This is a genomic window from Rhodococcus sp. IEGM 1305, assembly GCF_030058635.1.
In the GTDB taxonomy this organism is placed as follows: Bacteria; Actinomycetota; Actinomycetes; order Mycobacteriales; family Mycobacteriaceae; genus Rhodococcus_F; species Rhodococcus_F opacus_D.
The window spans coordinates 74675-99032 of record NZ_JASHKX010000013.1 but is presented as its reverse complement, the minus strand read 5'-3'; the positions used below and the strand labels follow the sequence as shown (position 1 = coordinate 99032).

Below are 24358 nucleotides of genomic sequence, written 5' to 3'. Positions count from 1 at the left end.
TCCCATCGGATTTGCGGCAGCCTGCCGCACAAAGTAGGGCTCTCTTGGAGAGCCTCAGCGAAGAGGGAGTCGATCTCCTGCGCGACGGACACTGCGGCTCGAACCCGTCGCTCGAGCCGCCGTGCCGACGCCACCTGCGGCGGCGGTGTCTCTGGAGTAATTGACGACAACGTTCCCGCCGTGGGGCGCGAAGCGAAGCACAATGGCCCGTCCTACTCTTGTGGGCGCCAACTCGCTGCCTACCTTCTGTTCGGCGCACCCGCTCATTCCCGGATCGTCATCCGCTGAATCTTGTTTCCACTGAGGAGGAACGAGAATGTGCTGGGCCCGTTGAATCCGTTGCCACCGACCTGCGCCACGACAATGGCTCCGGTCGGTGTGTTCTGAACCGACGTAACCTCGAGTGTGACCTGCTTGCCGAGGTATTCGTTGTCGCTCCAGTGCCGTATTTCTGGGCGCCCGAGGAAGGTGCGTCCCCAGTCGTCGACTACTCCGTCGCTGGTGAACGTGTCCAGGAATGTCTCCAGGTCAGGGGAATTGGTGGCAGCGATCAGTTGCGCGACCGGTTCTGGGACTGTGTCGGTCATCGTGTTCTCCGATGTTCGATCGGTCGGGTCAACGAGTGGTGTAACCGCCGTTGGCGAAGATGGTCTGGCCGGTGATCCACCAACCGTCCCCGGCAAGGAAGGACACGATCGGCGCGATGTCTTCGATCTTGGTGAGCTGGTTCTTCATGGCCTGCGACTTGTGGAACGCCACCCGCTCGTCGGTTTCCTGCCCATAAAAGAACGGCGTGTCCATCGGCCCGGGAGCGATGTTGTTCACCGAAATGCCCCGCGGTGCAGGTTCCTTCGCCGCCGCACGGGCGAAGTGCTCGACCGGGCTCTTGCCACCGGCGTAGGTGGAGTAGCCGTCGGTGAACGCAGCCAACAGCGACGTGACGATGGAGATGAGCTTGCCGTCGTCGTTGAGTCGCTTGCCCGCTTCCTTGATGAAGAAATACGCAGCCTTAGAATTGATGTCGAACATCGAGTCGTACTCGTCTTCGGAGGTCTCGATGATCGGCTTCCGCAAGACCTTGCCCACCGTATTGACGGCGATGTCAACACCGCCGAACGCATCGATCGCGGTGTCGAACAGGCGCTCGATGTTCTGCGGCTTCGTCAGATCGCCCTGGAACTTCACCGCCTTGACACCGGCGGCCTCCACCGCTGCCACCGTCTTGTCGGCATCCGACTCGGTGCCGTCGCTGTTGTAATGGACGGCGATGTTCACACCCTGTTCGGCGAGCGTGGTGCTGATCAGTCCGCCGAGATTCTTCGCGCCGGCGGCGACGACTGCAGACTTGCCCTGTAGCGATACGGTCATTGGTTGCTCCCTGAGTTTGGGGAATTGCTCTGTGCGCATTCGACGCTAGACCCGCCTTCTACAATTGGAAAACGCACATTGGTGGTGAATCTACAAGCGAACGTTGTACATGGAGGTGATGGCGATGGCGATGGCGAAGTCGGAACCGGGTGGGGCATCGTCCGCGAGCGAACAGAGCGTGTCACCCCTCGACCTGCGGCGGCTGACACAGTTCATGGCGGTGGCCGAGCATCAGAACCTCACCCAAGCAGCGGCGCAGATGTTCTTGACCCAGCAAGCTCTCAGCAGCGCCATGCGCCAACTCGAACGAGATCTGGGAGTCGTGCTCTTCGACCGGCGTGGTCGCCATCTGGCGTTGGCCCCGGCCGGGAAGGCACTGAAGGACGGCGCCGGTCCCCTTCTCGCCGCAGCCCGGGCGTTGACTGCCGAAACACGTCGCGTCGCCGCGGGCGCGGCGGAGGAATTCGTAGTCGCGCATACCCCGGCGGTCACGTCCGAGGAGGTCTTCACCCTCGTCGGACCCGTGCGTGCGGCCCTGCCGCAGATGTCGATTACCGCCCGGCAGATGTATCCCGATGCCCTGCATCAAGCATTGATCGACGGAACAATCGATGTGGGACTTCGCCGCGGGGCCACCACCCCGGACGATCTGGCGGCGGCCACGATTTCCTACGATCCGTTACGGATCGCGGTTCGAACCGGCCATCCGCTCGCTGAACGCGTCCAGATCGACCTCGGCGACATCGCCGACCAAACGCTCGTGGTGTGGGCGCCCCCAGGAGTCTCGTTCTACACGGACTTTCTCGTGTCCGCTTGCCGCCGAGCAGGTTTCGAACCCACCCTGGCCGTCAACAAGACACAGGGGACACCCCCGGTGACCGCCGTGGTCGATAACGACTACGTCGCCTTCGTTACCGCCCCCCGGGGAACTGCGCTGGCGGGACAAGTGCAGGTGCTCGACCTCAAGGACCCCCGCTGGTACCGGTACAGGCTCTTTGGCTGCCCCACACCATTTCTGCGCCTCGCACCGTCATGCTCAGCGGGACAAGTGGAAACACCCCACCCGCGGTATCGGGGGCAGATCCCTAGCGGGGTCTGCACGCCTACCGCTGCGTCGAACTGGACGATATGTCGATTCAGGAGTTCGCCCGCCTGTAGCGCGCGGAAGGGCAGTTGTTGTGTTTTCTACGGCTCTCTGGTGAGCACGGTGCGGTGACGTCCCAGTGAGTGTCAGGGTGGGCGTGGCTCCGGCATGTCTGCCGACCCGGTGGCTTGGGTCGGGGAGGTGAGCGGTACCGAGCGCGTGGTGATTTCGACGTCGATGGTGGTTTGGCGGACCTGTCGGCATTCGCTCACCACTTGACCGTCGGTGACTCGGGTGGGAACCGCCGGCAGGCGTGGCAGCGGTTCTTCGAGCATCTCGGGCAGGTGGCGGTCATCGAGCCGGGACGGGATGTGGTTGAGGCGGTGGCCGGTCTGGGGTTCGTTGTGGTGTATTTGGCGACCCGGCCGGTCTCGTGCGCGGGGCAGACCCGGTTGGGGCTGGGGGAGAACGAGTTTCCGCCGGGGCGGGCGTTGCTGTGCCGTGCTCATGGCGATCATCGTGCGGCTGCCGAGGACAAGGCCGGGCATTGTCGGGCGGTCGGGCGGTGGTTGTCGGCGCTCGTCGACGACGAATCCGGGACATTGCAGGGTCTGCGGTCCGGCGGGGTGCGGGCGCACCTGTTCGACGAGATGTCCGGTCTCCGGGTGCGGGAGCTGCGAGCCATACTGACCGCGGAAACAGGCGCCACGCTGACCGATCGTGGGGTGCGCCGGCCACGGGGCCACGGTCGCCGTGGTGCGCCGCATTGCGGACGGGGCGTGGTGGCAGACTGAGGTGGTCCCAGCCGCAGGCAATTTCCTACAATTCTGCCGCTCCTGACATCCGCCGCGTAGCGCATCTCCCGCCGGACTCACTCGGCCTGTGGGTAATCGTCGAGGCCCAGTGCGTGCTGGTGCAACAGTCGGAGAGTGCGACGACATCTGGCGGCACCGCGCCATAGGGCGCTCGTTCCCCGTCGGCCGACAGGCCGTCGAAGAATGAGCGAGAGGCACCCGTGTCGAGTCGTTCCACACCCCTCTACCCTGACACGTATGGTACGCGGTACACTATCGGCACAAGCGGAGGTGATGGACATGCTCGTCGACCGAGATCGGGCACGCGACTCGATCCATGCCCTGTCGGACCCGGACCTCGTCGAGCTGCTGGTCGAGGAGTTCTCCCGCCGACCGGCCCTGCGTCCCGTCCGTGACGACGTGACGGCGCTGCTGTCGATGAGCCCCGCGCTGGCACGTCAACAGGAGCGTGCGGTCGCCAACCCGGCCGCCGCGGCGGTGGCCCGCACGCGGATCGTCGCGTCCGTGCTGAACTCGATCGTCGACCAGCACGAGATGCTCGACTCCACCGCCGTCAGCCGTGTCCTGGGGAGGGCGGCTACCAGCCGCAACACCGCCAGCCGGCTGTCGACGGCCGGCACGGTGATCGCACTGCCGGTATCGGGGCACAAGCTCTACCCCGCCTTCCAGTTCGACGCCGACCGCCGGCAGGTCCGCCCGATCGTCGCCGAGATCAACCGGGCCCTCGGCGCGAAGGACGACCCGTGGGGTGTGGCGTCCTGGTGGCTCAGCCCGACCGACTTCGCCGACGACCCACGATCCCCGGCGGCCCTGGCCGTCGACGGTGGGCACGAGCAGGATCTGCGGGACATGGCCGACGACCTGACGCAGGACTGAACCCGCGTGACCTACCCGGATCCACCCACACCGTTGCCCGCTGCCCTGATCACCACGATCCCCGCCGATACCTCGCTGTGGCGCATTCACAGCGCCACCCGCGGCGCCGCGGAGTTGAACCCCACCGCCCGGCCCCGCGTCAGGGTTGGGGGCCGGTTCGACAGTCTCGACGGCTCCTACGGATACCTGTACCTCGGTGACAGTCCGGCCGCGGCGGTCGCCGAGACGCTCTGCCGCAACCTTCCTGTCGACCAGTCCCCGCGGCTGATCCCGCGGGCGAATATCGCCGGCCGGGTCCTGAGTGAAGTGCGGACCACCCGCACGGTAAAGGTCGTGGATCTGACCGGGACCGGGGCGTCCCGGATCAACGCCGGCGCCTGGTTGTCCAAGTGCGACCCCTCCGGGTATCTGCACACCCGCCGATGGGTCGCCGCGATCCTCGCCGCGAACCCCGATGTCGATGGCGTGCAATACCGGCCGCGGCACGACGAGAACACTCTCGCCTGGATGCTGGCCGATGACCCGGCCGCGCACACTCACCCCGCCGTCACCGCCGTCGGAGGCGTGATCGCGCTCGACTCCGCCGACGGGCACTACCTGTTGGGTGCGATCCTCACCCCGCACAACGCGGCGCTCGGACCCTGAGCCAGCCGCGTTAGCCGCGGCGGGCGCATGTCCTCGGGGTGCTGTTCGGCGGGCGTGCTGCGAGTCTGAGCGCAAGGGTTTCGGTTCGTCGCCGTCGCGGACTCACTTCTGCTGGTTTGCAGTGTCATTCACGTAGAGGACACCGGTCGGCTCGGGAGAATCGACCCTACGACGCCGTGCGGTTCACGGTGACACGATGTTTGCCGGGTGATGCAGCATCCTCGATCGTCGACGCAATCTCGGCGCAGACGGAACGGTCATGCTTGATGCTCAGCCAGCGCAGCAGCATCATTGAGGAGAGGATCGTCGCGATCGGGTTCGCAATACCGAGCCCGGCGGTATCGGGTGCGGCGCCATGCGCGGCTTGGGCCATGGCCCGCGTTTCCGAGGAGTTCAGTGAGGGAGCGATCCCGATCGAGCCGGCCAGTTCCCCGGTCAGGTCGGACAGGAGGTCGCCAAACATGTTCTCGGCAACGATCACATCGAAACTGTCTCCGCGCCGGACGAGGTGGGCGGCGAGCGCGTCGATGTGCTGATGGTCGACGGAAACCTCGGGGTACTGTTCTGCGACCTCGAGGCAGACGTCGCGGAACAGTCCCGTGGTCATGGTCAGCACGTTGGCCTTGTGCGCGATCGTCACCGAACGCCGGCGGCTGCGGGCGATGCGGAACGCCTCGTGGGCGATCCGCTCGCACGCACGGCGAGTGACGACACCGACCGCCATCGCGACATCTGGGGTGGGCATGAACTCACCGGACCCGACGTGCATGTTCCGGTCGGCGTAAAGACCCTCGGTGTTCTCGCGCACCACGACCAGGTCCATCGTCGGTGACACCGCGGTGGTTCCGGTCAGGGCCCGAGCCGGGCGGATGTTGGCGAACATGTCGAACCGTTTGCGGATGGTGCCACCGGGGGTGAGCTGGCTGCGCCACGGCTGCGGGTAGGAGGCGCTGTCGTGTGGACCGAGGATCCATGCATCGAGGTCGTCGAGGGCGGCCAGTGTCGTCGGGGGTATCGGTTCCCCATATGTGGCGATGGCCTCGTGGCCGATCGGCAACCGCTGCCAGGTAATCGCCACCTCGGGGTGCACCGCCACCGCCGCATCGATGACGCTCGCAGCCGCGGGCACGACCTCGGGCCCGATCCCATCGCCGAGCAGAACACCGATGCTCAGCAAAACGGGCTCGCTCATGCAGCGGTGTCCTCGGCCCCGCCGACACCGGTGCTCCGGACCAGCAGCTTCAGCTCGGCGCTGGCGGTGCAGGCGCGGGAGACGTCCACCACGCCGTCGCGTCGGAGTTCGGCGGTCATTCGGGAGAAGCGGCTGATGGCGTCGGCCGCCCGGGCCTGCCACACGCGGATCTGGTCCTCGCCGCCCGTGTCGAGGTCGAGGATTGCCCCGACCAGCTCGTGGTGCCGCTCGGCCAGGTCGTCGCGCACGGTGGCGGCGGCCATCGCATCCCACCAGTTTGTGGTGACGTGATCGTCGAGCCGGCCGGTCAACCAGGTCAGTCCGAGTTCGGAATCCGACCGGGTGTGAATGGCCGCAGCCGTCTCGACGGGGCAGCCGCGATGCTGGGCAGTCTCGATCAGGTCGAAGACCTCGCCGAGGAACCGCAGCCGCTCGGTGGTCTCGGCGATCGTGGTCGGGCGGGGACGACTGGCTAACAACTCGCGAACGCTGGGACGGTACCGGGCGATCTCCGACTCGACATCCAACGGTGCGGGCCGGCGGCGCAGAATCCACGAGGCGGTGTGCTCGATGAAGTGCTGCAGGGTGTGCAGAAGATTCCAACGCTCGACGGCGGTGACGTCGGTGCGCTGTTCGGCATCCGTCCACAGCTCGTCGACGTCGAACACGGCCCGGACCACAGCGTAGGCCCGTGCGACGGCCGGGGTTTTGACGCCCAGGCGTTCGTCGAGCTGGTAGATCAGGCCGGGGCCGACGTGGTTGATCAGGTCGTCGGCAATCTTCGTCGCCACGACCTCCCGGGCCAACCGATGGTCACGGATTTCCTGGGAGAGCTGCTCCCGGATCTGGGGTGGGAAATACGCCGACAAGGCGGATGCGAAGACCGGTTCGTCGGGAACCGAGGAATTGAGCAGGTCCTGTTGCACGACGTTCTTCGACTGGGCGAGCAGGACCGCGATCTCGGGGCGGGTGAGCCCGAGCCCGGCCTGCGTCCGCGATACCAACTCTTTCTTCGTCGGTAGTACCTCGGTGGCACGGTTGATGCCGTTGTTGTGTTCGAGATTGTCGATGAGCCGCTCGTGACGGTTCAACAGTTGCGGTGCCTGCGAGGCGGCGAGACTGATGGCCAACGTCTGGCTTTCGCTGTTGCAGAGCACCGCATCGGCGACATCCGGGCGGGAGGCGGACAGGAGGGCGTTGCGTTCGGAGTGGTTGATTCGCCCGCTGTGTACGGCGACATCGAGTGCGATCTTGAGGTTGACCTCGAGGTCTGAAGTGGCGACACCGGCAGCGTTATCGATGAAGTCGGCATTGATGCGGCCGCCTCCGAGCGCGTACTCGATGCGTGCCCGCTGGGTGAGACCGAGGTTGCCGCCCTCCCCGATTACCGAGGCGTGCAGCTGCGCGGCATCCACTCGCACCGAGTCGTTGACCGGATCGGCGGCGTCGGAGTGGGTTTCGGTGGACCCTTTGACGTATGTGCCGATTCCGCCGTTCCACAACAGGTCGACACGGACGGTCAGGATTGCCTTGATCAGGTCGTTCGGTGAGATCATATTCTGCTGCACACCGAGTAATTCCTGGGCTTGGGGCGAGAGCGAGATCCGTTTGGCGGTGCGCGGCCAGATGCCGGCGCCGGGAGACAGGGCGCCGCGGTCGTAGTGATCCCACGTGGTTCCGGGGAGGGCGAACAGGCGTTGGCGCTCGGCGAACGAGCGTGCCGGATCCGGGTCAGGGTCGATGAAAATGTGCCGATGGTCGAACGCGGCGACCAGCTTGAGAGAGCCCGACAACAACATCCCGTTGCCGAACACATCACCGGACATGTCGCCGATCCCGACGACAGAGAGGGGATCGGCGTCCACATCCACGCCGATATCGTCGAAGTGCCGGCGCACCGAGACCCAGGCTCCGCGCGCGGTGATGCCCATCGCCTTGTGGTCGTACCCACTCGAGCCGCCGGAGGCGAACGCGTCACCGAGCCAGTACCCGGCGTCGAGGGCAATGTTGTTGGCTAGGTCCGAAAACGACGCGGTTCCCTTATCGGCGGCCACCACGAGGTAGGTGTCGGGGCCGTCGTAGGTGACAGTGCGCTGCGGTGCGACGGTGCGACCATCGACGATGTTGTCGGTGACATCCAACAGGCCGCGGATGAACGTCGTATACGCCTCTGCGGGGCTGATATCCGGGTTCTTGCGAACGAAGGCCCCCTTGGCCCCGACCGGGACGATCGGGGAGTTCTTCACCGTCTGGGTCTTCATCAATCCCAGCACTTCGGTGCGGTAGTCCTCGGGGCGGTCGGAGAACCGCAGCCCACCGCGCGCGACGGCCCCGCTGCGCAGATGGATGCCCTCGACATCGTTGGCGTAGACGTAGATCTCCCGGTAGGGAACGACCGGTCCGGTCAGCGCGAGTTTGCTCGAGTCCAGCTTGAACGAGGAATACGGCTTCGGGGTGCCGGCACCGTCGAGTTGGTACCAGTTGGTGCGCAGGCATGCGGTGACAAACGACTCCAGCGACCGCATGATCCGGTCTTCGTCCAAGGTCGTTGCCGCATCGAGGTGTTCGTGCACGTCGGCAGCGGCATCGGCGATCACCGCATCCCGGTCGTCCAGCTCGGGATCGAACCGTGCCCCGAAATAGCGCACGAGGGACTCGACGAACTCGGTGTGCCGCAGCAGGGTGTCGGTGACATAGTGCTCGGACAACCCCAGCCCGGCCTGGCGGACGAACCGGCTGGCCGCCCGGACGAGCACGATGTCGCGCCAGGACAACCCGGCCGTGAGGATCAGCTTCGCGTAGTCGTCGATCTCGAACCCGTGCAGCGCATGCGCTTCGAATGCCTCCGACACCAGGCTCAGTGACCGGCTCTGCCACACCTGCGGCGCCCGAAAAGTGAACTTGTGCAACGCCGCACTGCCGGACAGATCCGCAGGAAGCGGCAATGTCTCCCGGTCGGCGACACGGAGCCCGAAGTGCTCGAACATCGTGGCGACGTCGGCCAGCAGCGGCGTCGTCCCGGGCCAGAGGATCACCGCTTCGACGGTGCCATCGCGAGCAAGGTCGCACAGGAAGACCATTCGCGGTGTGTCGGAGCGGTCGCTGCTGGTGAGCAACAGCCGTCCGATCGCTTCGTTGACGTCCACAGCCAGTGGTGAGGTCAGTTGATCTGCCGTTGAGGCGCCATTGCCCATTGCAGCTTCCTTCCAACTCGGTCGATGCTGCAAGTGTGCGGCGAGCGGCGCCAAAACCGAGTTAGCCCACTGGGACAATCGCTCGCTCCGATTTGTACAACTCGGCCATGTTCGTCGGTGTGGTGTCGCTCATACAGTCCTCGGTAACCCGACTGAAGGACACGACATGACTGCTGTGCACACACCCGTCGGCGGACCGCAGCTCGAGCAGGTACGCCGCATCGTCACCGAGGTACCCGGACCCCGCTCCGAGGAACTCGCTGCCCGCCGATCCGCCGCCCTTCCGGCGGGGTTGACCAGCGGCGCGGGCATCTACACCGAGGCCGCCGGCGGGGGAGTGCTCGTCGACGTCGACGGCAACTCGTTCATCGACTTCGGCAGCGGTATCGCCGTGACCACCGTCGGCAACGCCGCCCCGCGGGTGGTCGAGCGGGCTTCCCGGCAGCTGGCGAAGTACACGCACACCTGTTTCCTCGCCATCCCGTACGAGCCGTACATCGCGGTGGCCGAGGCGCTCAACCGGCTCACCCCCGGTGATCACGAGAAGCGCACCGCGTTGTTCAACACCGGCAGCGAGGCGGTGGAGAACGCCGTCAAGTACGCGCGGGCGGCCACCGGCCGGCCCGCGGTGGTCACCTTCGATCACGCGTTCCACGGCCGCACCCTGATGACGATGACGATGACGGCGAAGAACCAGCCGTACAAGAGCACCTTCGGCCCGTTCGCGCCCGAGGTGTACCGCGCACCGATGGCCTACCCGTACCGGTGGCCGAGCGGCGCCGAGAACGCGGCCGACGAGGCGTTCACCCAGTTCGAGATGCTCGTCGATTCGCAGATCGGCGCCGACGCGGTGGCCTGCGTCGTGGTCGAACCGATCCAGGGCGAGGGCGGATTCATCGTCCCCGCCGAGGGCTTCCTGCGGCGGATCGCGGACTTCTGCCGGGACCGCGGGATCCTGTTCGTCGCGGACGAGGTGCAGGCCGGCATCGCCCGCACCGGTACCTGGTTCGCCTCCGAGCACGAGGGCGTCGTGCCCGACCTGGTCGTGACCGCGAAGGGCCTGGCCGGCGGGATGCCGCTCGCCGCGGTCACCGGTCGCGCCGACATCATGGACACCGCGCACGCCGGCGGGATCGGCGGCACCTACAGCGGCAACCCCGCCGCCTGCGAAGCCGCGCTCGGCGTCTTCGAGACCATCGAGGAAGACCACCTGCTCGAGCGGGCGCAGACCATCGGCGACCTCATGTTCCGCGAACTGCGCGACATCGCCGCCACCACCGACATCATCGGAGACATCCGCGGCCGCGGCGCCATGGTGGCGATCGAGCTCGTCCAGCCCGGCACCAAGACCCCCAACCGTGAGGCCGTCGCCGCGATCAACCGGTACTGCCTCGCCCACGGCCTGCTCACCCTGACCGCGGGCACCTTCGGCAACGTCCTGCGCTTCCTTCCCCCGCTGTCGATCTCGGACGAACTCCTCCTCGAAGGCTTCTCGGTTCTCCGCGACGCGTTCGCCGCTTTGTAGTACCCCGCACCCGAAGAAGGAACACCATCCCATGACCACCTTGACCGCGCCCCGGAAGACCGGCCCGCTGCGCCCCCTCGAGCTGTTCGGCACCGACCACCTCCTCGACAAGGACGAACGCGACATCGCCGCCACAGTGCGCAAGTTCGTCGACACCCGTCTGAAGCCGAATGTCGAAGACTGGTTCGAATCCGCCACGCTTCCGAAGGAACTGGCCAAGGAGTTCGGGCAGCTCGGTGTGCTGGGTATGCACCTGGACGGATACGGCTGCGCCGGAACCAATGCCGTCAGCTACGGCCTCGCCTGCCTCGAGCTCGAAGCCGGGGACAGCGGCTTCCGCAGCTTCGTCTCGGTACAGGGCTCGCTATCGATGTTCTCGATCTACCGCTACGGCTCGGAAGAGCAGAAGCAGGAGTGGCTGCCGCGACTGGCCGCCGGCGAGGCGATCGGCTGCTTCGGTCTGACCGAGCCCGACTTCGGCTCCAACCCCGCCGGCATGCGCACCCGGGCCCGCCGCGACGGCAGCGACTGGGTGCTCAACGGCACCAAGATGTGGATCACCAACGGCGGCCTCGCGGACGTCGCCACGATCTGGGCGCAGACCGATGAGGGTGTCCGCGGATTCCTGGTGCCGACCGACACGAAGGGATTCACCGCCAACAACATCCACAAGAAGCTGTCGCTGCGCGCCTCGGTGACCTCCGAGCTCGTGCTCGACAACGTGCGGCTCCCCGAGTCCGCACAGCTGCCCGAGGCCCGCGGCCTGAGCGCACCGCTGTCGTGCCTGAACGAGGCCCGCTTCGGCATCGTGTTCGGGGCCCTGGGCGCAGCCCGGGACAGCCTCGAAGCCGCGATCGACTACGCCGGCTCCCGCGAGGTGTTCGACAAGCCGCTCTCGAGCTTCCAGCTCACCCAGGAGAAGTTCGCCAACATGACCCTCGAGCTCGGTAAGGGCCTGTTGCTGGCACTGCACCTGGGCCGGATGAAGGACAACGGCGGAGTACTGCCGGAGCAGATCAGCCTCGGCAAGCTCAACAACGTCCGCGAGTCCATCGCCATCGCCCGCGAGTGCCGCACGGTGCTCGGCGGCAGCGGCATCACCCTCGAATACCCGCCGCTGCGGCACGCCAACAACCTCGAGTCTGTCCTCACCTACGAGGGCACCAGCGAGATGCACATGCTCTCGATCGGCAAGGCACTGACCGGGCAAGCAGCCTTCCGCTGACCAGCCGCGCGCCCACTCTCGCAAACCAATCCCGCACCAGAGGTGAAATCGACATGACCACACCCACGCAACTGCGCCATCTCGTCGACGGACAGTGGCTCGACGGCGGCGGCGACACCGTCGCCAGCACCAACCCGGCCGAGCCGAACGTCGTCGTCGCCCAGGGACGACTGGCCGAGACCACGGAACTCGACGGCGCCGTGGCGGCAGCCCAACGGGTCAAGCGAGAGTGGGCGCGCACCCCCGCGCACGAGCGGGGCGCGATCCTCGTGCGTGCCGCGACCATCGTGGAGAACGCGGCCCAGGACTGGGGCACCGAACTCGCCCGCGAAGAAGGCAAGACCAAACCCGAAGGCATCGGCGAGGTACTGCGCGCGGCCCAGATCCTGCGCTACTACGGTAACGACGCCGACCGCGACGCTGGCGAGGTCTTCTCCTCGCCGCGACGGGGCGAGCGCATCCTGGTCACCCGCAAACCCATCGGCGTGGTCGGTGTCATCACCCCCTTCAACTTCCCGATCGCCATCCCGACCTGGAAGATCGCCCCGGCCCTGACCTACGGCAACACCGTGGTCTGGAAACCGGCCAGCACCGTGCCGCTGCTGGCGATGCGCCTGGCCCAGGCCCTCACCGACGCCGGCCTGCCCGGCGGTGTGCTGAACCTGGTGATCGGGAACGGCGCCGTCGGCAACGGCATCGTCGAACACCCCGGCATCGACGCGATCACCTTCACCGGCTCCACCGGGGTCGGCCGCAAGATCGCCGCCGCCGGCGCCGCCCGCGGGGCCCCGGTGCAGGCGGAGATGGGCGGCAAGAACGCCGCCGTCGTCCTCGGCGACGCCGATCTCGAACTGGCCGCCGAACAGGTAATGTTCGGGGCCTTCCGCTCGACCGGGCAGAAGTGCACCGCCACCTCCCGGCTGATCGTCACCGACGACATCGCCGAGGATTTCCTCGCCGAACTCGGCAAACGCGCCGACGCGATGAACGTCGGCAACCCCGTTCAGGACGGCACCGAGATGGGACCGGTGGTGAACGCCGCCGCCCGCACCTCGATCCAAGCGGGCATCGATCGCGCCTTCGAACAGGGCGCGCGGCGCATCGCCGGCGGCCACGCATACGCCGAGGGCACCTTGGCAACAGGGTTTTTCGTTCCCCCGACCATCCTCGAGCTGCCTTCGCAGTCGCCCGACGTCTGGCGGGAGGAACTGTTCGGCCCCGTACTGGCGGTCCGGCGAGTACGCACCGTCGACGAGGCCTTCGCCCTGGCGAACGACAGCGAATTCGGTCTCTCCGCCGCCATCTTCACCCAGGACCTCACCCGCACACTGGACGCCATCGACGACATCGATGTCGGCATCTTGCACATCAACTCCGAATCCGCCGGCGCCGACCCCCACGTCCCGTTCGGCGGGGCGAAGAAGAGCGGATACGGTCCGAAGGAACAGGGCCGCTCGGCCCGGGAATTCTTCACCCACACCACCACGGTGTACCTGCGCGGCGGGCAGGCCCGGATATGAGCCCCGGCGCACTCGACGGCATCGTCGTCGCCGACTTCAGCCGGGTCCTCGCCGGCCCCTACGCCACGATGCTCCTCGGTGACCTCGGTGCCGAGATCATCAAGATCGAACGCCCGGGCACCGGCGACGACACCCGCGCGTGGGGCCCGCCCTTCGACCACGAAGGCAACGCCACCTACTTCAACTCGGTCAACCGCAACAAGACCTCGGTGGTGCTGGACCTGGGCAACGATGACGACCGCGCCCGCGCCCGCGATCTGGTCCGCCGCGCCGATGTCGTGGTCGAAAACTTCCGGGCCGGGACCATGGAGCGGCTCGGCCTCGGCTATGACGACCTGCGAGAGGTCAAGCCGGACCTGATCTATTGCTCGATCACCGGGTTCGGCAATCAGGGCGGCGCCGCGCTGTCCGGCTACGACCTGCTCGTCCAGGCGGTCGGCGGCCTGATGAGCATGACCGGCCCCGAACCGGGCGCCCCGACCAAGGTCGGTGTCGCTCTGGTCGACGTGCTCACCGGGCTGCATGCCTCAACCGGCATTCTCGCTGCCCTGCATCACCGCACCGCGACCGGTGAAGGCCAGCGCGTCGACACCAACCTGCTCTCAGTACTGCTGTCGTCGCTGGTCAACCAGGCGTCCGGCTACCTCGGTGCCGACAAGATCCCCACGATTCTGGGCAATCGGCATCCCAGCATCGCCCCGTACGAGGTCTTCCCGACCGCCGACCGCCCGATCGCGCTCGCCGTCGGCAACGACAAACAATTCACCCAGCTCTGCGCCGCCCTCGGTGTCCCGGAACTGGCGACCGACGAGAGATTCGAGACCAACACCGCACGGGTGGCCCACCGAGCGCAACTGTTCGACGTCGTCAGCGCCCGCTTCGCGGCCCATGGCGCCGACCATTGGTTCCACACCCTGAGCGCCCGGGGAGTGCCCGCCGGGCCGATCAACGACATCGCCGAAGCATTCGACTTCGCCAAGCACCTCGGCCTCGACACCGTCGTCGACGTCCCCGGCAGCAGCACCCCCCAGGTTGCCAACCCGATCTCCCTGTCCCGCACACCGGTGCAATACCGCAGTGCGCCACCACGTCTCGGAAGCGGTCAGGAGATTCGCGCATGAACATCGATCCGGTCACGCTCACCGATGTGCTCCCCGACGGGGCCCAGCAGGGGATGGGCCCACTGATCACCGTTGTGGTGCCTCTGAACTTTCCCGGCCTGACGACCGAGGCCCGCGACCTGATCGTGCGTTTCACCAGCTCTGCGCTGACCACGCTGGTGGAGCTGGGAGCTCGGGTCACCGTCATCGACATCTCCCGCGACGCACCCTTCTCCATCGACGAGGAGACCGACGGGGTGATGCTGCTCGGTGGGGGAGATGTCGATCCCACCCTCTACGGGCACACCGAGTACGTCGGCAACCTCTACGGCGTCGACCGCGGAACCGATGAACGCACCCTCTCTGCGATCGACCTCGGGTTCAAGCTCGAGGCACCGATGCTCGGCATCTGCCGCGGCTCCCAGATGATCAACCTCGCCTGCGGTGGAACACTGATCCCGGATCTGGGGGAGGACAATCCGCACCGGGGCGGGGACGGGGAGCCGATGTTCCTCGACGACACGGTGATCGTCGCCGAAGGCTCTCGGCTCGAACAGATCCTGTCCCGATCCCAGGTGATCGTCCGCAACGGACACCACCAAGCGGTCGGCGAGGTCGGGGAGGGACTGCGAGTGACCGCCCGGGGCCTCGACGGTGTCGTCGAGGCAGTCGAACACGAGAGCAAATGGATCGTGGGTGTGCAATGGCACCCCGAGGACACCGACGGATCGGCCGAGGACCGCACAGCCCTGTTCCGCGCATTCGTCCAGCGTTCAACGGCGCACGCTGAGACCCAAAGGCGAAACCGAGCCGGTTCCGCGGTGTAAGGAACTCCAGCACAACTGGATCCCTGGTTGAGGCCGGGCGACGCTCGATCAGCGCGCCCGGCCTCACTCGTGCGCACCTGGACCGAAGAATCTGCGGGGTTGACGGTTTCGCCGCGCCTGGCTGTCCGCCATCGCAGTGGGGGACTGCTGTCGCTACCTGGCGGGATCACCACGGTCGGTGTCCGATGCCCCGGGGCGCCCACCCCGCATTGCGATTGGCGTGTCGGGTCTAGTCCGCCCGGTGAAGCGGTACCAGCGCCCAGGGAGTGGCCCGCACCGGCACTGCCACGCCCGACCGGGCACGGGAGGGGACTTTGGATCCGGTGATGTATTCCGGGTCGTTTCCCACGATGACCCGGCCGTCGGCATTGACCAGGACCAGGCCGGATCCCGCGAGGCGAAGCTGCGGCCACAACCTCGATTCGATACTCGACACGGGGACATCGGCGCCGGCAATACCGAGGAAGGTCCCGTCGGCGAGCCGGATGGGCACGGCGAAGGTGCACACGTACAGGTCGACGCCGGTGTAGTCGAGATACGGTCCGTAGACCCATTTCTCGTTCCGATCGCGGGGAATAGTGAACCATTCCATGTCGGAGTAGTCGTAGTAGTACTCACTGCGCGGATTGAGGTCGAGAACGAGCCGCTGTGAAACGGGGCGGTCGCCCCCGTCTGCGCGCCACCATTCGAGGTAGTGCTGTCGATCGGCGAGGCTGCCGTCGGCCATGACCACTCCCGCGCCGTTGAACAGCGGGCCCCGGGCGTCGAGTTCGCCGACCACGGCGCTCTTGAGTGACTCGAGATCCGACGACCGCGGTGACGTTCCGTCGGCCTGCAACCTGGTCCACAGCTCGATCAACGCGTCGCCGATCGAGACGAGCGAACCGTAGATCAGCTCGACGAGGTCCGTCGTCGCTTCCCCGACCGAGTCGACCGCCGCCGGCAGCCGAGAGTCATCGACAGGGCTCATTCGTTCCTCAGCTCCATACGTAATTTGATCAGCCGGCGAATATGGGCAGCGCTGTGTGATTCTGCCAGTTCCCGTGCCAGATCCGGATTCTCGACTTCGATCGCATCCACCAGAGCGTGGTGGGTGTTGGCTTCCGCGGCCGGATCGACCGCTACCTGCGGAAGCCAGATCATTGCCGACAACTCAGCTTGCAATCCGACCTCGGTTCGGGTCAACCGCGAGGACTGCGAGCTCACGGCGACCTCGATGTGGAAGCGGCTGTCGGCGCGTCGGCACTCGAAGGGGTCTGCCGTCTCCCGCATCCTGGTCACCAGCGCCCGCAACCGGGTCACATCGGCGGTCAGGCTGCGGCGGGCCGCCAGGGCGGCGGCTGCGCCGGAGACCGCGAAGTGTTCGTCGCCGATGTCTCGCAGTTCTTCCACGCTCAGCTGCTGCAGCCTGGTCAGCGAGTTGCTCTGGACTACGTCGGCCGATGCCTTGACGAAACTGCCACCGCCGCGCCCACGCTTGGTGTACACGAGCCCCTCGTTGCGGAGCACCGCCAGCGCCTCACGCAGGGTCACCGTGGACACCCCGAGCTGACCGGCGAGGTCCAATTCGGGGGGCAACTGCTCACCGTCGACCATCACACCGAGCCCGATAGCTGCGGAAATGCGCTGCACAACGGCATCCGTGCGAGGGCCACCGCCGTCGAGTGGGGCAAGAACAGCACCGAGGGCAGTCAAGCCTCCAAGCTGGTCGATCGCCACCGCTTACCCCCTGAGGTCGTAGAGCTAAACACGATCGTAACCCTGACGCCTTGAACTATGAACTATCACTCTATATGTTTAAGGGGTGGATGTGACCGGCCCCACAAAACCGGACATTCAACCCTCACGGCCCGCGGTACCCCCCGACCGAAAGAACGAGTCCCGTGTCCCAGAAACTTCCCCAGCGTCCTGACGACGCTATTTCCGACGACGACGCCCAACTCGCCGCCCTCGGCTTCGAGTCCGAGTTCAAACGAGACATGAGCCTGTGGGCCAACTTCTCCCTCGGCTTCACCTATCTGTCCCCGGTCGTCGGCATCTACACCGTCTTCGCGATCGCGCTGGTCGCTGCCGGACCGCCGATGATCTGGAGCCTGCTGATCGCCGGTGTCGGCCAGTTCCTGGTGGCCCTGGTCTTCAGCGAGGTCGTCGCACAGTTCCCCGTCGCCGGCGGTGTGTACCCCTGGGCCCGCCGTTTGTGGGGCCGGAAGTGGGCATGGATGACCGGCTGGGTGTACCTATTCGCCCTGCTCGCCACGATCGCCGGCGTCGCCTACGGTGCAGGTCCGTTCGTCGCCACCGTGGTCGGGTTCACCCCCTCGGTGACCACCACCATCGTCTGCGCCCTCGCGGTGCTGATCCTTGCCACGGTCATCAACTTCGGTGGCACCAAGATCCTGGGTTACGCCGCGATCTTCGGCTTTGCCGCCGAACTGGTGGGCGCCCTCATCGTCGGCATCTGGCTGCTGGTCGCCGAACGCCACCACGGCCTGGGGGTTCTCTTCGACAGCTTCGGGGCGCAAGGCTCACACAGCTTCCTGTACGCGTTCCTCGCCGCCAGCCTGATCGGCGTCTTCCAGTACTACGGTTTCGAGGCCTGCGGCGACGTCGCCGAGGAAGTCAAGAATCCTGGCATTCAGATCCCGAAGTCCATGCGCCGCACCATCTACATCGGTGGCGCCGCGGCAACCTTCGTGTGCCTGAGCCTGATCCTGTCCGTGGTCGACTTCGGCGCCGTCATCAGCGGCGACGACCCGGATCCGGTCGCGACCATCCTCAGCGACGCGTTCGGACCGATCGGCTCGAAGATCGTCGTCGTCGTCGTGCTGATCTCGTTCGTCTCCTGCGCACTGAGCCTGCAGGCGGCGGCAAGCCGGTTGATCTACTCCTACGCCCGCGACGGAATGATCGTCGGCAGCCGGCTCTGGTCGAAGTTCGACCACCACCGCGCCGTCCCGCCCTACGCGCTGCTGTTCGCCGCCGTCGTCCCCGGCATCTTGATCGTCGGGTCGGCAGTGTCCACCGACGCCCTGACCAAGCTGATCAGCTTCGGCGCCATCGGCATCTACATCGCCTTCCAAATGGTGGTCTTCGCCGCACTGCGGGCCCGCATCAAGGGCTGGATCCCGAACGGGAAATACCAGCTCGGCAAGTGGGCCATGCCGGTCAACATCGGCGCCCTCGTCTACGGCGTCGCCGCCATCATCAACATCAGCTGGCCGCGCACTCCCGACGCCGCCTGGTACGACAACTACATCGTCGCCCTGTTGTGTGCCGCGGTCATCGGATCCGGCCTGCTCTACATGGTCCTCGCCCGTTCCCACAACAACGGAACCGCGCCCTTCGGCGACGCGATCCGCAAGCGCCCCAGTCCCACTCACGCGACTTCTCCCGAACCGCAGCCCGAACCCGCAGGAGCCACCGATGTCCACTGATCAACTGACCGACGCGCCGTTTCTGAACCTGGCCGACCCCACCTTCTCGGTGCAGTCCGATGCCGTCCGTCAGGCGCGCGAGGCCAGCTGGTTCGCCCACACCAGCTACGGACTCGCCGTCCTGCGGTACGACGAGGTCAGCAAGCTGATGAAGGACCGGCGCCTGCGGCAGGGAAGCTGGGCGTGGCCGGCGCACAACGGAGTCAACGAAGGCCCGTTCGCGCACTGGTGGTCGAGTGCCCTGCTCAACCTCGAAGGCGACGACCACCATCGCCTGCGTCGGCTGATGAACCCCGCCTTCTCCCCGAAACTCATCGGCGGCCTGGTTCCTAGGTTCCAGGCGCTTGCGAACGAGCTGATCGACGGATTCCACGAGCGCGGCCGCTGCGACTTCGCCTCCGAGTTCGCCGAGCCCTACGCGGCCCGCGTCATCGCGATCATGCTCGGTATCCCCGAGGGTGAATGGAAGAAGATCGCCGCCTGGTCCAACGACATCGGGCTGGCCCTGGGCGTCACACTCAAGCAGGACCTCGCCAAGGTCGAGGCCGCACTCGAAGGGCTCTACGAGTACGCCGACGAACTGATCGCCGACCGGCGCAAGAACCCGGGCGACGACTTCGTCAGCCGACTCGTCCTCGCCGAACGCGACGGTGAACACCTCAGCCACGACGAGCTGCGCGTGTCGCTGGTCCTGCTGATCTTCGGCGGGATGGACACCACCCGCAACCAGCTGGGCTTGGCGTTGCAGACGTTCATGAAGTACCCGGACCAGTGGAAGCTGCTCGCCGAACGCCCCGAACTCGGCAAGGCGGCGGTGGAAGAGGTCATGCGCGTCAACCCGACCGTCACCTGGGTGACCCGTGAGGCGCTCGAAGACTTCGAGTACCAGGGCCTCGAGATCAAGGCCGGCACCACCATCCACCTGCTGTCCGAATCCGCCGGTACCGACCCGCGAGTGATCGAGGGCGAGCCCTTCGACCTGACCGCGGAGCGGGTGCCGCACTTCGGTTTCGGTGGCGGCGCGCATCACTGCCTCGGCCACTTCGTCGCCCGCTCCGACATGAGCGAGGCACTGCCCCTGCTGGCCCAGCGGCTGAAGAACCCGACCATCGACGGTATCGCCACCTGGCTGCCGCTCAGCGGCAACACCGGCCCGATCTTCCTGCCGATCGCGTTCGAGCGCGGTTGACACGCACCACCATCACTTCGTTTTCGGTAAGAGAGGTAAAAGAAATGGACGTTCGCGTCGACTACGGAATGTGCCAGGACCACGGGCAGTGCGCCATCGCCGCGCCCAAGGTCTTCCAGATGGATGACGACGGGAAGCTTGTGTACGACAAGCACCCCGACGACTCCCAGCGCGACGAGGTGGAAGAGGCCGCCGACGTCTGCCCCGTGCAAGCGATCTTCCTCGACGAGAGCTGAACCGATGCCTTCGCACGTTGTCATCGTCGGTGGATCGATGGGCGGTCTCCGCGCAGCCGAACAACTGATCGCGAACAAGTTCGACGGAATCGTCACCATCGTCGGCGACGAAAAGCACATGCCGTACAACCGCCCGCCCCTGTCGAAGGACGTGCTCGCCGCCGAACGAGACGAACAGAACTCCACCCTCGACCACTGGCATTCCTCGGTTGCCTTCCGACAGCGCAAGAGCATCGCCGACGTTCGCTGGCGACTCGGATCCCCCGCCGTCTCCAGCGACCTGACGGCCAAGACCGTCACCCTCGCCGACGGTGAGGTACTGCACTACGACGGATTGGTCGTCGCCACGGGCCTGCGCCCCCGGCGTCTGGACCTGCCCGGCCCACAGTCTGGGCGACACGTCATCCGCACCCTCGACGACGCCATCGGACTGCGCGCCGAGCTGCAACCGGGAACCCGGGTGATCGTCGTCGGCGGCGGATTCATCGGCTGCGAGACCGCAGCAACCGCCCGCAAGCTCGGGTGCGAGGTGCACATCGTCGAGCCGATGGCCGTCCCGATGATCCGCCCCCTCGGGGAGGAATTCGGCAATGCACTGCGCAGAGTCCACGAAGCTTCAGGCGTGCACGTCCACACCGGGGTGTCGGTCGAAGAAACGGTGGGCGGCGCCGATGATCCCAGCCGATTGTCCGCGGTGATCCTGACCGACGGCACCCGGCTCGGCGCCGACGTGCTGATCGAATCGGTCGGCTCGCACCCGAACGTCGAATGGCTCGACGGCAACGACCTCGATCTGAGCAACGGTGTCCTGTGCGACAACCACATGCGCGTCGAATCCCGCCCCGACGTCGTCGCCGTCGGCGACATCGCCCGGTTCCCCGACCCCGCCACCGGGAACATCCCGCGGCGCATCGAACACTGGTGCATCCCCACCGACACCGCCAAACGCGCCGCCGCCACCCTCATCGCACATCTGAGCGACGAACCGGGCCCGGACGCCCCCTTCTCCCCGCTGCCTTCATTCTGGAGCGACCAGTTCGGGCTCCGGCTGCAGGGCTACGGCTCACCCGGCGACGCCGACCACATCTCGGTGCTCGAGGGGGACCTGGCGGCGCCGGTCGATCAGGATCCGTCCGCCTTGGACGGCACTGTGGTCGGCTACTACCAGGGCAGCCGGCTGGTCGGAGTGGTCATGCTCTCGCCCTCGCCGGTCACCGCCCGCAAGTATCGCGAGGCCGTCGAAACCTCCCGCACCACCGTCCTCACAGCTTGACCCCGCGACCTACTTACACCACGAGGAGACATCCGATGACGTCATTGGATCAGCACCGAGAACTCAATTCGTCGGATGCCCGCATCGCAGACATCGAAAAGCAGATGACCTCTGCCGGTGTCGAATACATCTACTACCAGGTCGTGACCCTCACCGGCCGCACCGTCGCCAAGGTGGTCCCCGCCCGGCACCTGCGCCGCAACCTGGTCAAGGGCGTGCAGTTCCACCGCACCGCCATGGTCGACCTGCACACTGACCGCACCGGACAGCTGCTCGGTGGCGGTGTCGACGCGGCCGAGTTCACCGCGATCCCAGATCTGGACACTTTCGCGGTACTGCCCTGGGACACCACCGTCGCCCGGTTCTTCTGCACCACCTACGAACCCGACCACATCCCCGAGGTCGGTGGCGACTACCTCGCCACCGACACCCGCAGCACCCTCATCCGGGCACACAACCAGTTCACCGCCGACACCGGTCTGGTCCTCAAGAGCGGCTGCGAACCGGAAATGACCTGGCTCGGGGAAAGTGTCGAGGTCAAGGTCCGGCCGGGCGGCAGCGCCGCCTACCAGACCGCGAACCTCGAACTGATGCGCCCGATCTACCAGAGCATCATGACCTACGCCCACGCCCTCGGGTTCGACATGATCGAGGGAGACTACGAAGATCCCGGGCAGCTCGAGCTGAACTGGCAATTCGACCGGTGCACCGACACCGCCGATCGCCTGATCACCTACCGGCAGATCTGCCACCAGGTCGCCAAAGAACACGGGGTGATCGCCAGCTTCATGCCCAAGCCCGCGACCGGCTCCATGGGCAACGGCTGCCACCACAACGTCAGCCTGTGGAACGGCGACGAGAACGTCCTCGAAGAGCCGGGTCGCCGCGAACTGCACCTGAGCAAGATCGGCCAGCACGCCCTCGGAGGCATGCTCGCCCACGCCTCCGGATCGATCGCGATCATGGCCTCGACGGTCAACTCCTACAAGCGATTCTGGGACGGCGGCCAGTTCGCCCCGACCGCCGTGAACTGGGGCATGGACAACAAGACCTGCACCGTCCGGCTCTCCGCCGTCGGCCGGCTCGAGTACAAGATCCCCGACGCCAGCGTCAACCCCTACCTCTCCCACACCGTGCTGCTCGCCGCCATCAAGGACGGCATCGACAACGCCACTGACCCGGGCGACCCCCAGGTCGGTAGCAGCTACGGCGACAACACCTACGAAACGTTGCCACTCACACTCGGAGACGCGGTGAAGGCCTTCAACGACAACGACGTCATCCGAGGCAGCCTCGCCCCCGAACTGGCCGACCAGTACTCGGCCGTGAAATTCGACGAATGGGCCCGCGCCTGCGGCGCCGTGACCGACTTCGACCGCGACATGTACCTGGAGTTCCTGTGACCAACGAACTGAGACTGATCTGCGTCGACCTGCCCGCACCCCCGCTGTTCGACAAGGCGGCCTCCGACGGCACCCGCACCGGTTACGAACCCTCAGCCGCCGAACTGGTCGCCGGCGTGCTCGGTAAGACGGTGCGCTGGGTCGTCACCTCCTGGAGCGACATGGTTCCCGCCCTGCAGGAAGGCCGGGGCGACGGCATCTGGTGCGGCCAGGGCATCACCCCCAGTCGGGCGGAGTTGGTCGACTTCACCCGCCCCTACGCCATCTTTGACGAATCGGTACTCGTTCTCGCGGACAGCGGCATCGGCTCCGAACGCGACCTGGCCGGAAAGCGAGTCGGGGCGATTGCCGGCAGCACGAACCTCGCCCTCGCCGAAACCTTCCCCGACGTCACCACCGTGCCCTTCGGCGGCGCCACCGACGATGTGCTCGGGGACATGGTCCAGGCCCTGCGCAACGGCGAGGTCGACGCCGTCGTCGACGACGATGTCGCCCTCGTACCGCTCGGGGAGCAGGCCGATCTGTCGGTCGCGTTTACCGTCGCCACCCGCAACCGGTGGGGTGTCTCGGTCGCCAAGGGCAACGACGCGCTCCGGACCGACCTCGACGCCGCCCTGAACAAGGTCATCGCCGACGGCTCGCTCGCGGCGCAGTGGGCACGGTGGATGCCCACGCTGCCCTTCCCGCTCGCCGCCGATGAGTGAGACCGACGGCCACGCCCGGCCGCTGATCGCCGTCCCCGGCATTCGCTCCGCCTCCATTGCCGGTCTGCGACGCTCCGGAACGGTCGCCGCCGACAAGATCCTCGAGGCGATCTTCCGGGCCGGGGGCGACCCGGTCATCGTGCCCCCGGGGCCCGGAATCACCCACCGTCTGGCACCCTTCGACGGTGTGGTCCTGCCCGGCGGCGCCGACCTCGACCCTGCCACCTACGGCGCCGAACGTGACCCCCGCACGGAGGCATCGGATCCGGTGCAGGATGAATTCGATCTGACCACGGCGCGGGCAGTGATCGAGCTTGAACTGCCCTTCCTCGCGATCTGCCGCGGCATGCAAGTGGTCAACGTGGCGCTCGGCGGCACCCTGGACCAGCACCTACCCGACAGCCACATCTGGCATCGCGAATGCATGCACCAGGTCTGGATGGAATCGGGCTCGGCGGTCGCACAAGCGATGGGCGGGAACGTCGTCGAGGTCTCTTCCTATCACCACCAGGCTGTCGACAGGCTCGGAGCCGGGCTGCAGGTCGTGGGACGCGCCGAGGACGGCTGCATCGAGGTACTCGAGCACGAAAGTGCCCCGATGCTCGGCGTGCAGTGGCACCCCGAAGACAACGCCGACACCGCACCGCACCAGCAAGCACTGTTCGACGCCACGGTCGAGCGCGCGCGACTCGCCCAGGCACGACGCGACGAACTCGGCCACGCCCTCGTCCGAACGAAGGAGAACTGA

At 66.6% G+C, this 24358-nt stretch carries 21 protein-coding genes and 1 pseudogene; 16 read left to right on the top strand and 6 right to left on the bottom strand.

The window, feature by feature from the left end; genetic code table 11:
- Window positions 1–263 precede the first annotated feature (263 nt).
- Together QM693_RS19795 and QM693_RS19790 are read right to left on the bottom strand one after the other, a co-directional pair.
- Entirely contained in the window at window positions 264–587 is a 324-nt protein-coding gene (locus QM693_RS19795) for a Cif family virulence factor (protein ID WP_283334123.1), read from the bottom strand.
- Window positions 588–615: 28 nt separating this feature from the next.
- Window positions 616–1368: an SDR family oxidoreductase gene (locus QM693_RS19790; protein ID WP_283353214.1), complete on the bottom strand. Its 753-nt coding sequence runs from the start codon at window positions 1366–1368 to the stop codon at window positions 616–618.
- A 130-nt stretch (window positions 1369–1498) separates the two neighbouring features.
- Here QM693_RS19790 and QM693_RS19785 point away from each other — a divergent pair.
- From QM693_RS19785 to QM693_RS19770, 4 genes and pseudogenes are all read left to right on the top strand, one after another.
- Window positions 1499–2457 (top strand): annotated as a pseudogene (locus tag QM693_RS19785) (LysR family transcriptional regulator).
- 270 nt (window positions 2458–2727) lie between these two features.
- Window positions 2728–3246, top strand: coding sequence for a hypothetical protein (locus tag QM693_RS19780; RefSeq protein ID WP_283353213.1), 519 nt, complete (start codon window positions 2728–2730; stop codon window positions 3244–3246).
- Window positions 3247–3546: 300 nt separating this feature from the next.
- The gene (locus QM693_RS19775) at window positions 3547–4143 is read left to right on the top strand and encodes a hypothetical protein (RefSeq protein ID WP_283334129.1); all 597 of its coding nucleotides are present in this window, start codon (window positions 3547–3549) and stop codon (window positions 4141–4143) included.
- Between the two features lie 6 nt (window positions 4144–4149).
- A complete protein-coding gene (locus tag QM693_RS19770) occupies window positions 4150–4788 on the top strand; it encodes an RES family NAD+ phosphorylase (RefSeq protein WP_283334131.1) in 639 nt (212 codons plus the stop codon).
- A gap of 166 nt (window positions 4789–4954) precedes the next feature.
- On the opposite strand, the gene QM693_RS19765 is transcribed toward QM693_RS19770, so the two are convergent.
- Both QM693_RS19765 and QM693_RS19760 read right to left on the bottom strand, forming a co-directional pair.
- Window positions 4955–5980: an isocitrate/isopropylmalate dehydrogenase family protein gene (locus tag QM693_RS19765; RefSeq protein ID WP_283334133.1), complete on the bottom strand. Its 1026-nt coding sequence runs from the start codon at window positions 5978–5980 to the stop codon at window positions 4955–4957.
- Complete coding sequence (locus QM693_RS19760; protein ID WP_283353212.1) at window positions 5977–9174, bottom strand: NAD-glutamate dehydrogenase domain-containing protein; 3198 nt, start codon at window positions 9172–9174, stop codon at window positions 5977–5979. The genes QM693_RS19765 and QM693_RS19760 overlap by 4 nt, the downstream gene beginning before the upstream one ends.
- Window positions 9175–9340: 166 nt before the next feature.
- On the opposite strand from QM693_RS19760, the gene gabT reads away from it, so the two are divergent.
- Genes gabT through QM693_RS19735 form a run of 5 tightly spaced genes read left to right on the top strand, consistent with a single transcriptional unit; the run spans window position 9341 to window position 15371 of the window.
- Entirely contained in the window at window positions 9341–10699 is a 1359-nt protein-coding gene (gene gabT / locus QM693_RS19755; protein WP_280784202.1) for a 4-aminobutyrate--2-oxoglutarate transaminase, read from the top strand.
- 31 nt (window positions 10700–10730) lie between these two features.
- Window positions 10731–11924, top strand: a complete 1194-nt coding sequence (locus tag QM693_RS19750) for an acyl-CoA dehydrogenase family protein (RefSeq protein ID WP_283353211.1) — start codon at window positions 10731–10733, stop codon at window positions 11922–11924.
- A gap of 53 nt (window positions 11925–11977) precedes the next feature.
- The gene (locus QM693_RS19745) at window positions 11978–13444 is read left to right on the top strand and encodes an aldehyde dehydrogenase family protein (RefSeq protein ID WP_283353210.1); all 1467 of its coding nucleotides are present in this window, start codon (window positions 11978–11980) and stop codon (window positions 13442–13444) included.
- Window positions 13441–14565 carry a CaiB/BaiF CoA transferase family protein gene (locus QM693_RS19740; protein ID WP_283353209.1) on the top strand — a complete coding sequence of 375 codons (1125 nt, stop codon included), beginning with the start codon at window positions 13441–13443 and terminating at the stop codon, window positions 14563–14565. The genes QM693_RS19745 and QM693_RS19740 overlap by 4 nt, the downstream gene beginning before the upstream one ends.
- A complete protein-coding gene (locus tag QM693_RS19735) occupies window positions 14562–15371 on the top strand; it encodes a gamma-glutamyl-gamma-aminobutyrate hydrolase family protein (RefSeq protein WP_283353208.1) in 810 nt (269 codons plus the stop codon). Before QM693_RS19740 ends, QM693_RS19735 begins: the two co-directional genes overlap by 4 nt.
- 229 nt (window positions 15372–15600) lie before the next feature.
- Here QM693_RS19735 and QM693_RS19730 read toward each other — a convergent pair whose 3' ends face one another.
- Window positions 15601–16341 (bottom strand): cache domain-containing protein, encoded by a 741-nt coding sequence (locus QM693_RS19730; protein ID WP_283353207.1) that lies wholly within the window; start codon window positions 16339–16341, stop codon window positions 15601–15603.
- Complete coding sequence (locus tag QM693_RS19725; RefSeq protein WP_283353206.1) at window positions 16338–17003, bottom strand: FadR/GntR family transcriptional regulator; 666 nt, start codon at window positions 17001–17003, stop codon at window positions 16338–16340. Before QM693_RS19725 ends, QM693_RS19730 begins: the two co-directional genes overlap by 4 nt.
- A 251-nt stretch (window positions 17004–17254) precedes the next feature.
- Between QM693_RS19725 and QM693_RS19720 the strand changes: the two genes are divergently transcribed.
- From QM693_RS19720 to QM693_RS19690, 7 genes are read left to right on the top strand one after another with little or no spacing between them, the layout of a single operon-like run.
- Window positions 17255–18805, top strand: a complete 1551-nt coding sequence (locus tag QM693_RS19720) for an APC family permease (RefSeq protein WP_283353205.1) — start codon at window positions 17255–17257, stop codon at window positions 18803–18805.
- On the top strand, window positions 18795–19994 hold the full coding sequence (locus QM693_RS19715; RefSeq protein ID WP_283353204.1) for a cytochrome P450: 1200 nt from the start codon (window positions 18795–18797) through the stop codon (window positions 19992–19994). The genes QM693_RS19720 and QM693_RS19715 overlap by 11 nt, the downstream gene beginning before the upstream one ends.
- 44 nt (window positions 19995–20038) lie before the next feature.
- On the top strand, window positions 20039–20230 hold the full coding sequence (locus tag QM693_RS19710) for a ferredoxin (RefSeq protein WP_164060960.1): 192 nt from the start codon (window positions 20039–20041) through the stop codon (window positions 20228–20230).
- A 4-nt stretch (window positions 20231–20234) separates the two neighbouring features.
- Complete coding sequence (locus tag QM693_RS19705) at window positions 20235–21503, top strand: NAD(P)/FAD-dependent oxidoreductase (protein WP_283353203.1); 1269 nt, start codon at window positions 20235–20237, stop codon at window positions 21501–21503.
- 35 nt (window positions 21504–21538) lie between these two features.
- Window positions 21539–22906: a glutamine synthetase family protein gene (locus QM693_RS19700; protein ID WP_283353202.1), complete on the top strand. Its 1368-nt coding sequence runs from the start codon at window positions 21539–21541 to the stop codon at window positions 22904–22906.
- Window positions 22903–23610: an ABC transporter substrate-binding protein gene (locus QM693_RS19695; RefSeq protein WP_283334147.1), complete on the top strand. Its 708-nt coding sequence runs from the start codon at window positions 22903–22905 to the stop codon at window positions 23608–23610. The genes QM693_RS19700 and QM693_RS19695 overlap by 4 nt, the downstream gene beginning before the upstream one ends.
- On the top strand, window positions 23603–24358 hold the full coding sequence (locus tag QM693_RS19690; RefSeq protein WP_283334148.1) for a gamma-glutamyl-gamma-aminobutyrate hydrolase family protein: 756 nt from the start codon (window positions 23603–23605) through the stop codon (window positions 24356–24358). Before QM693_RS19695 ends, QM693_RS19690 begins: the two co-directional genes overlap by 8 nt.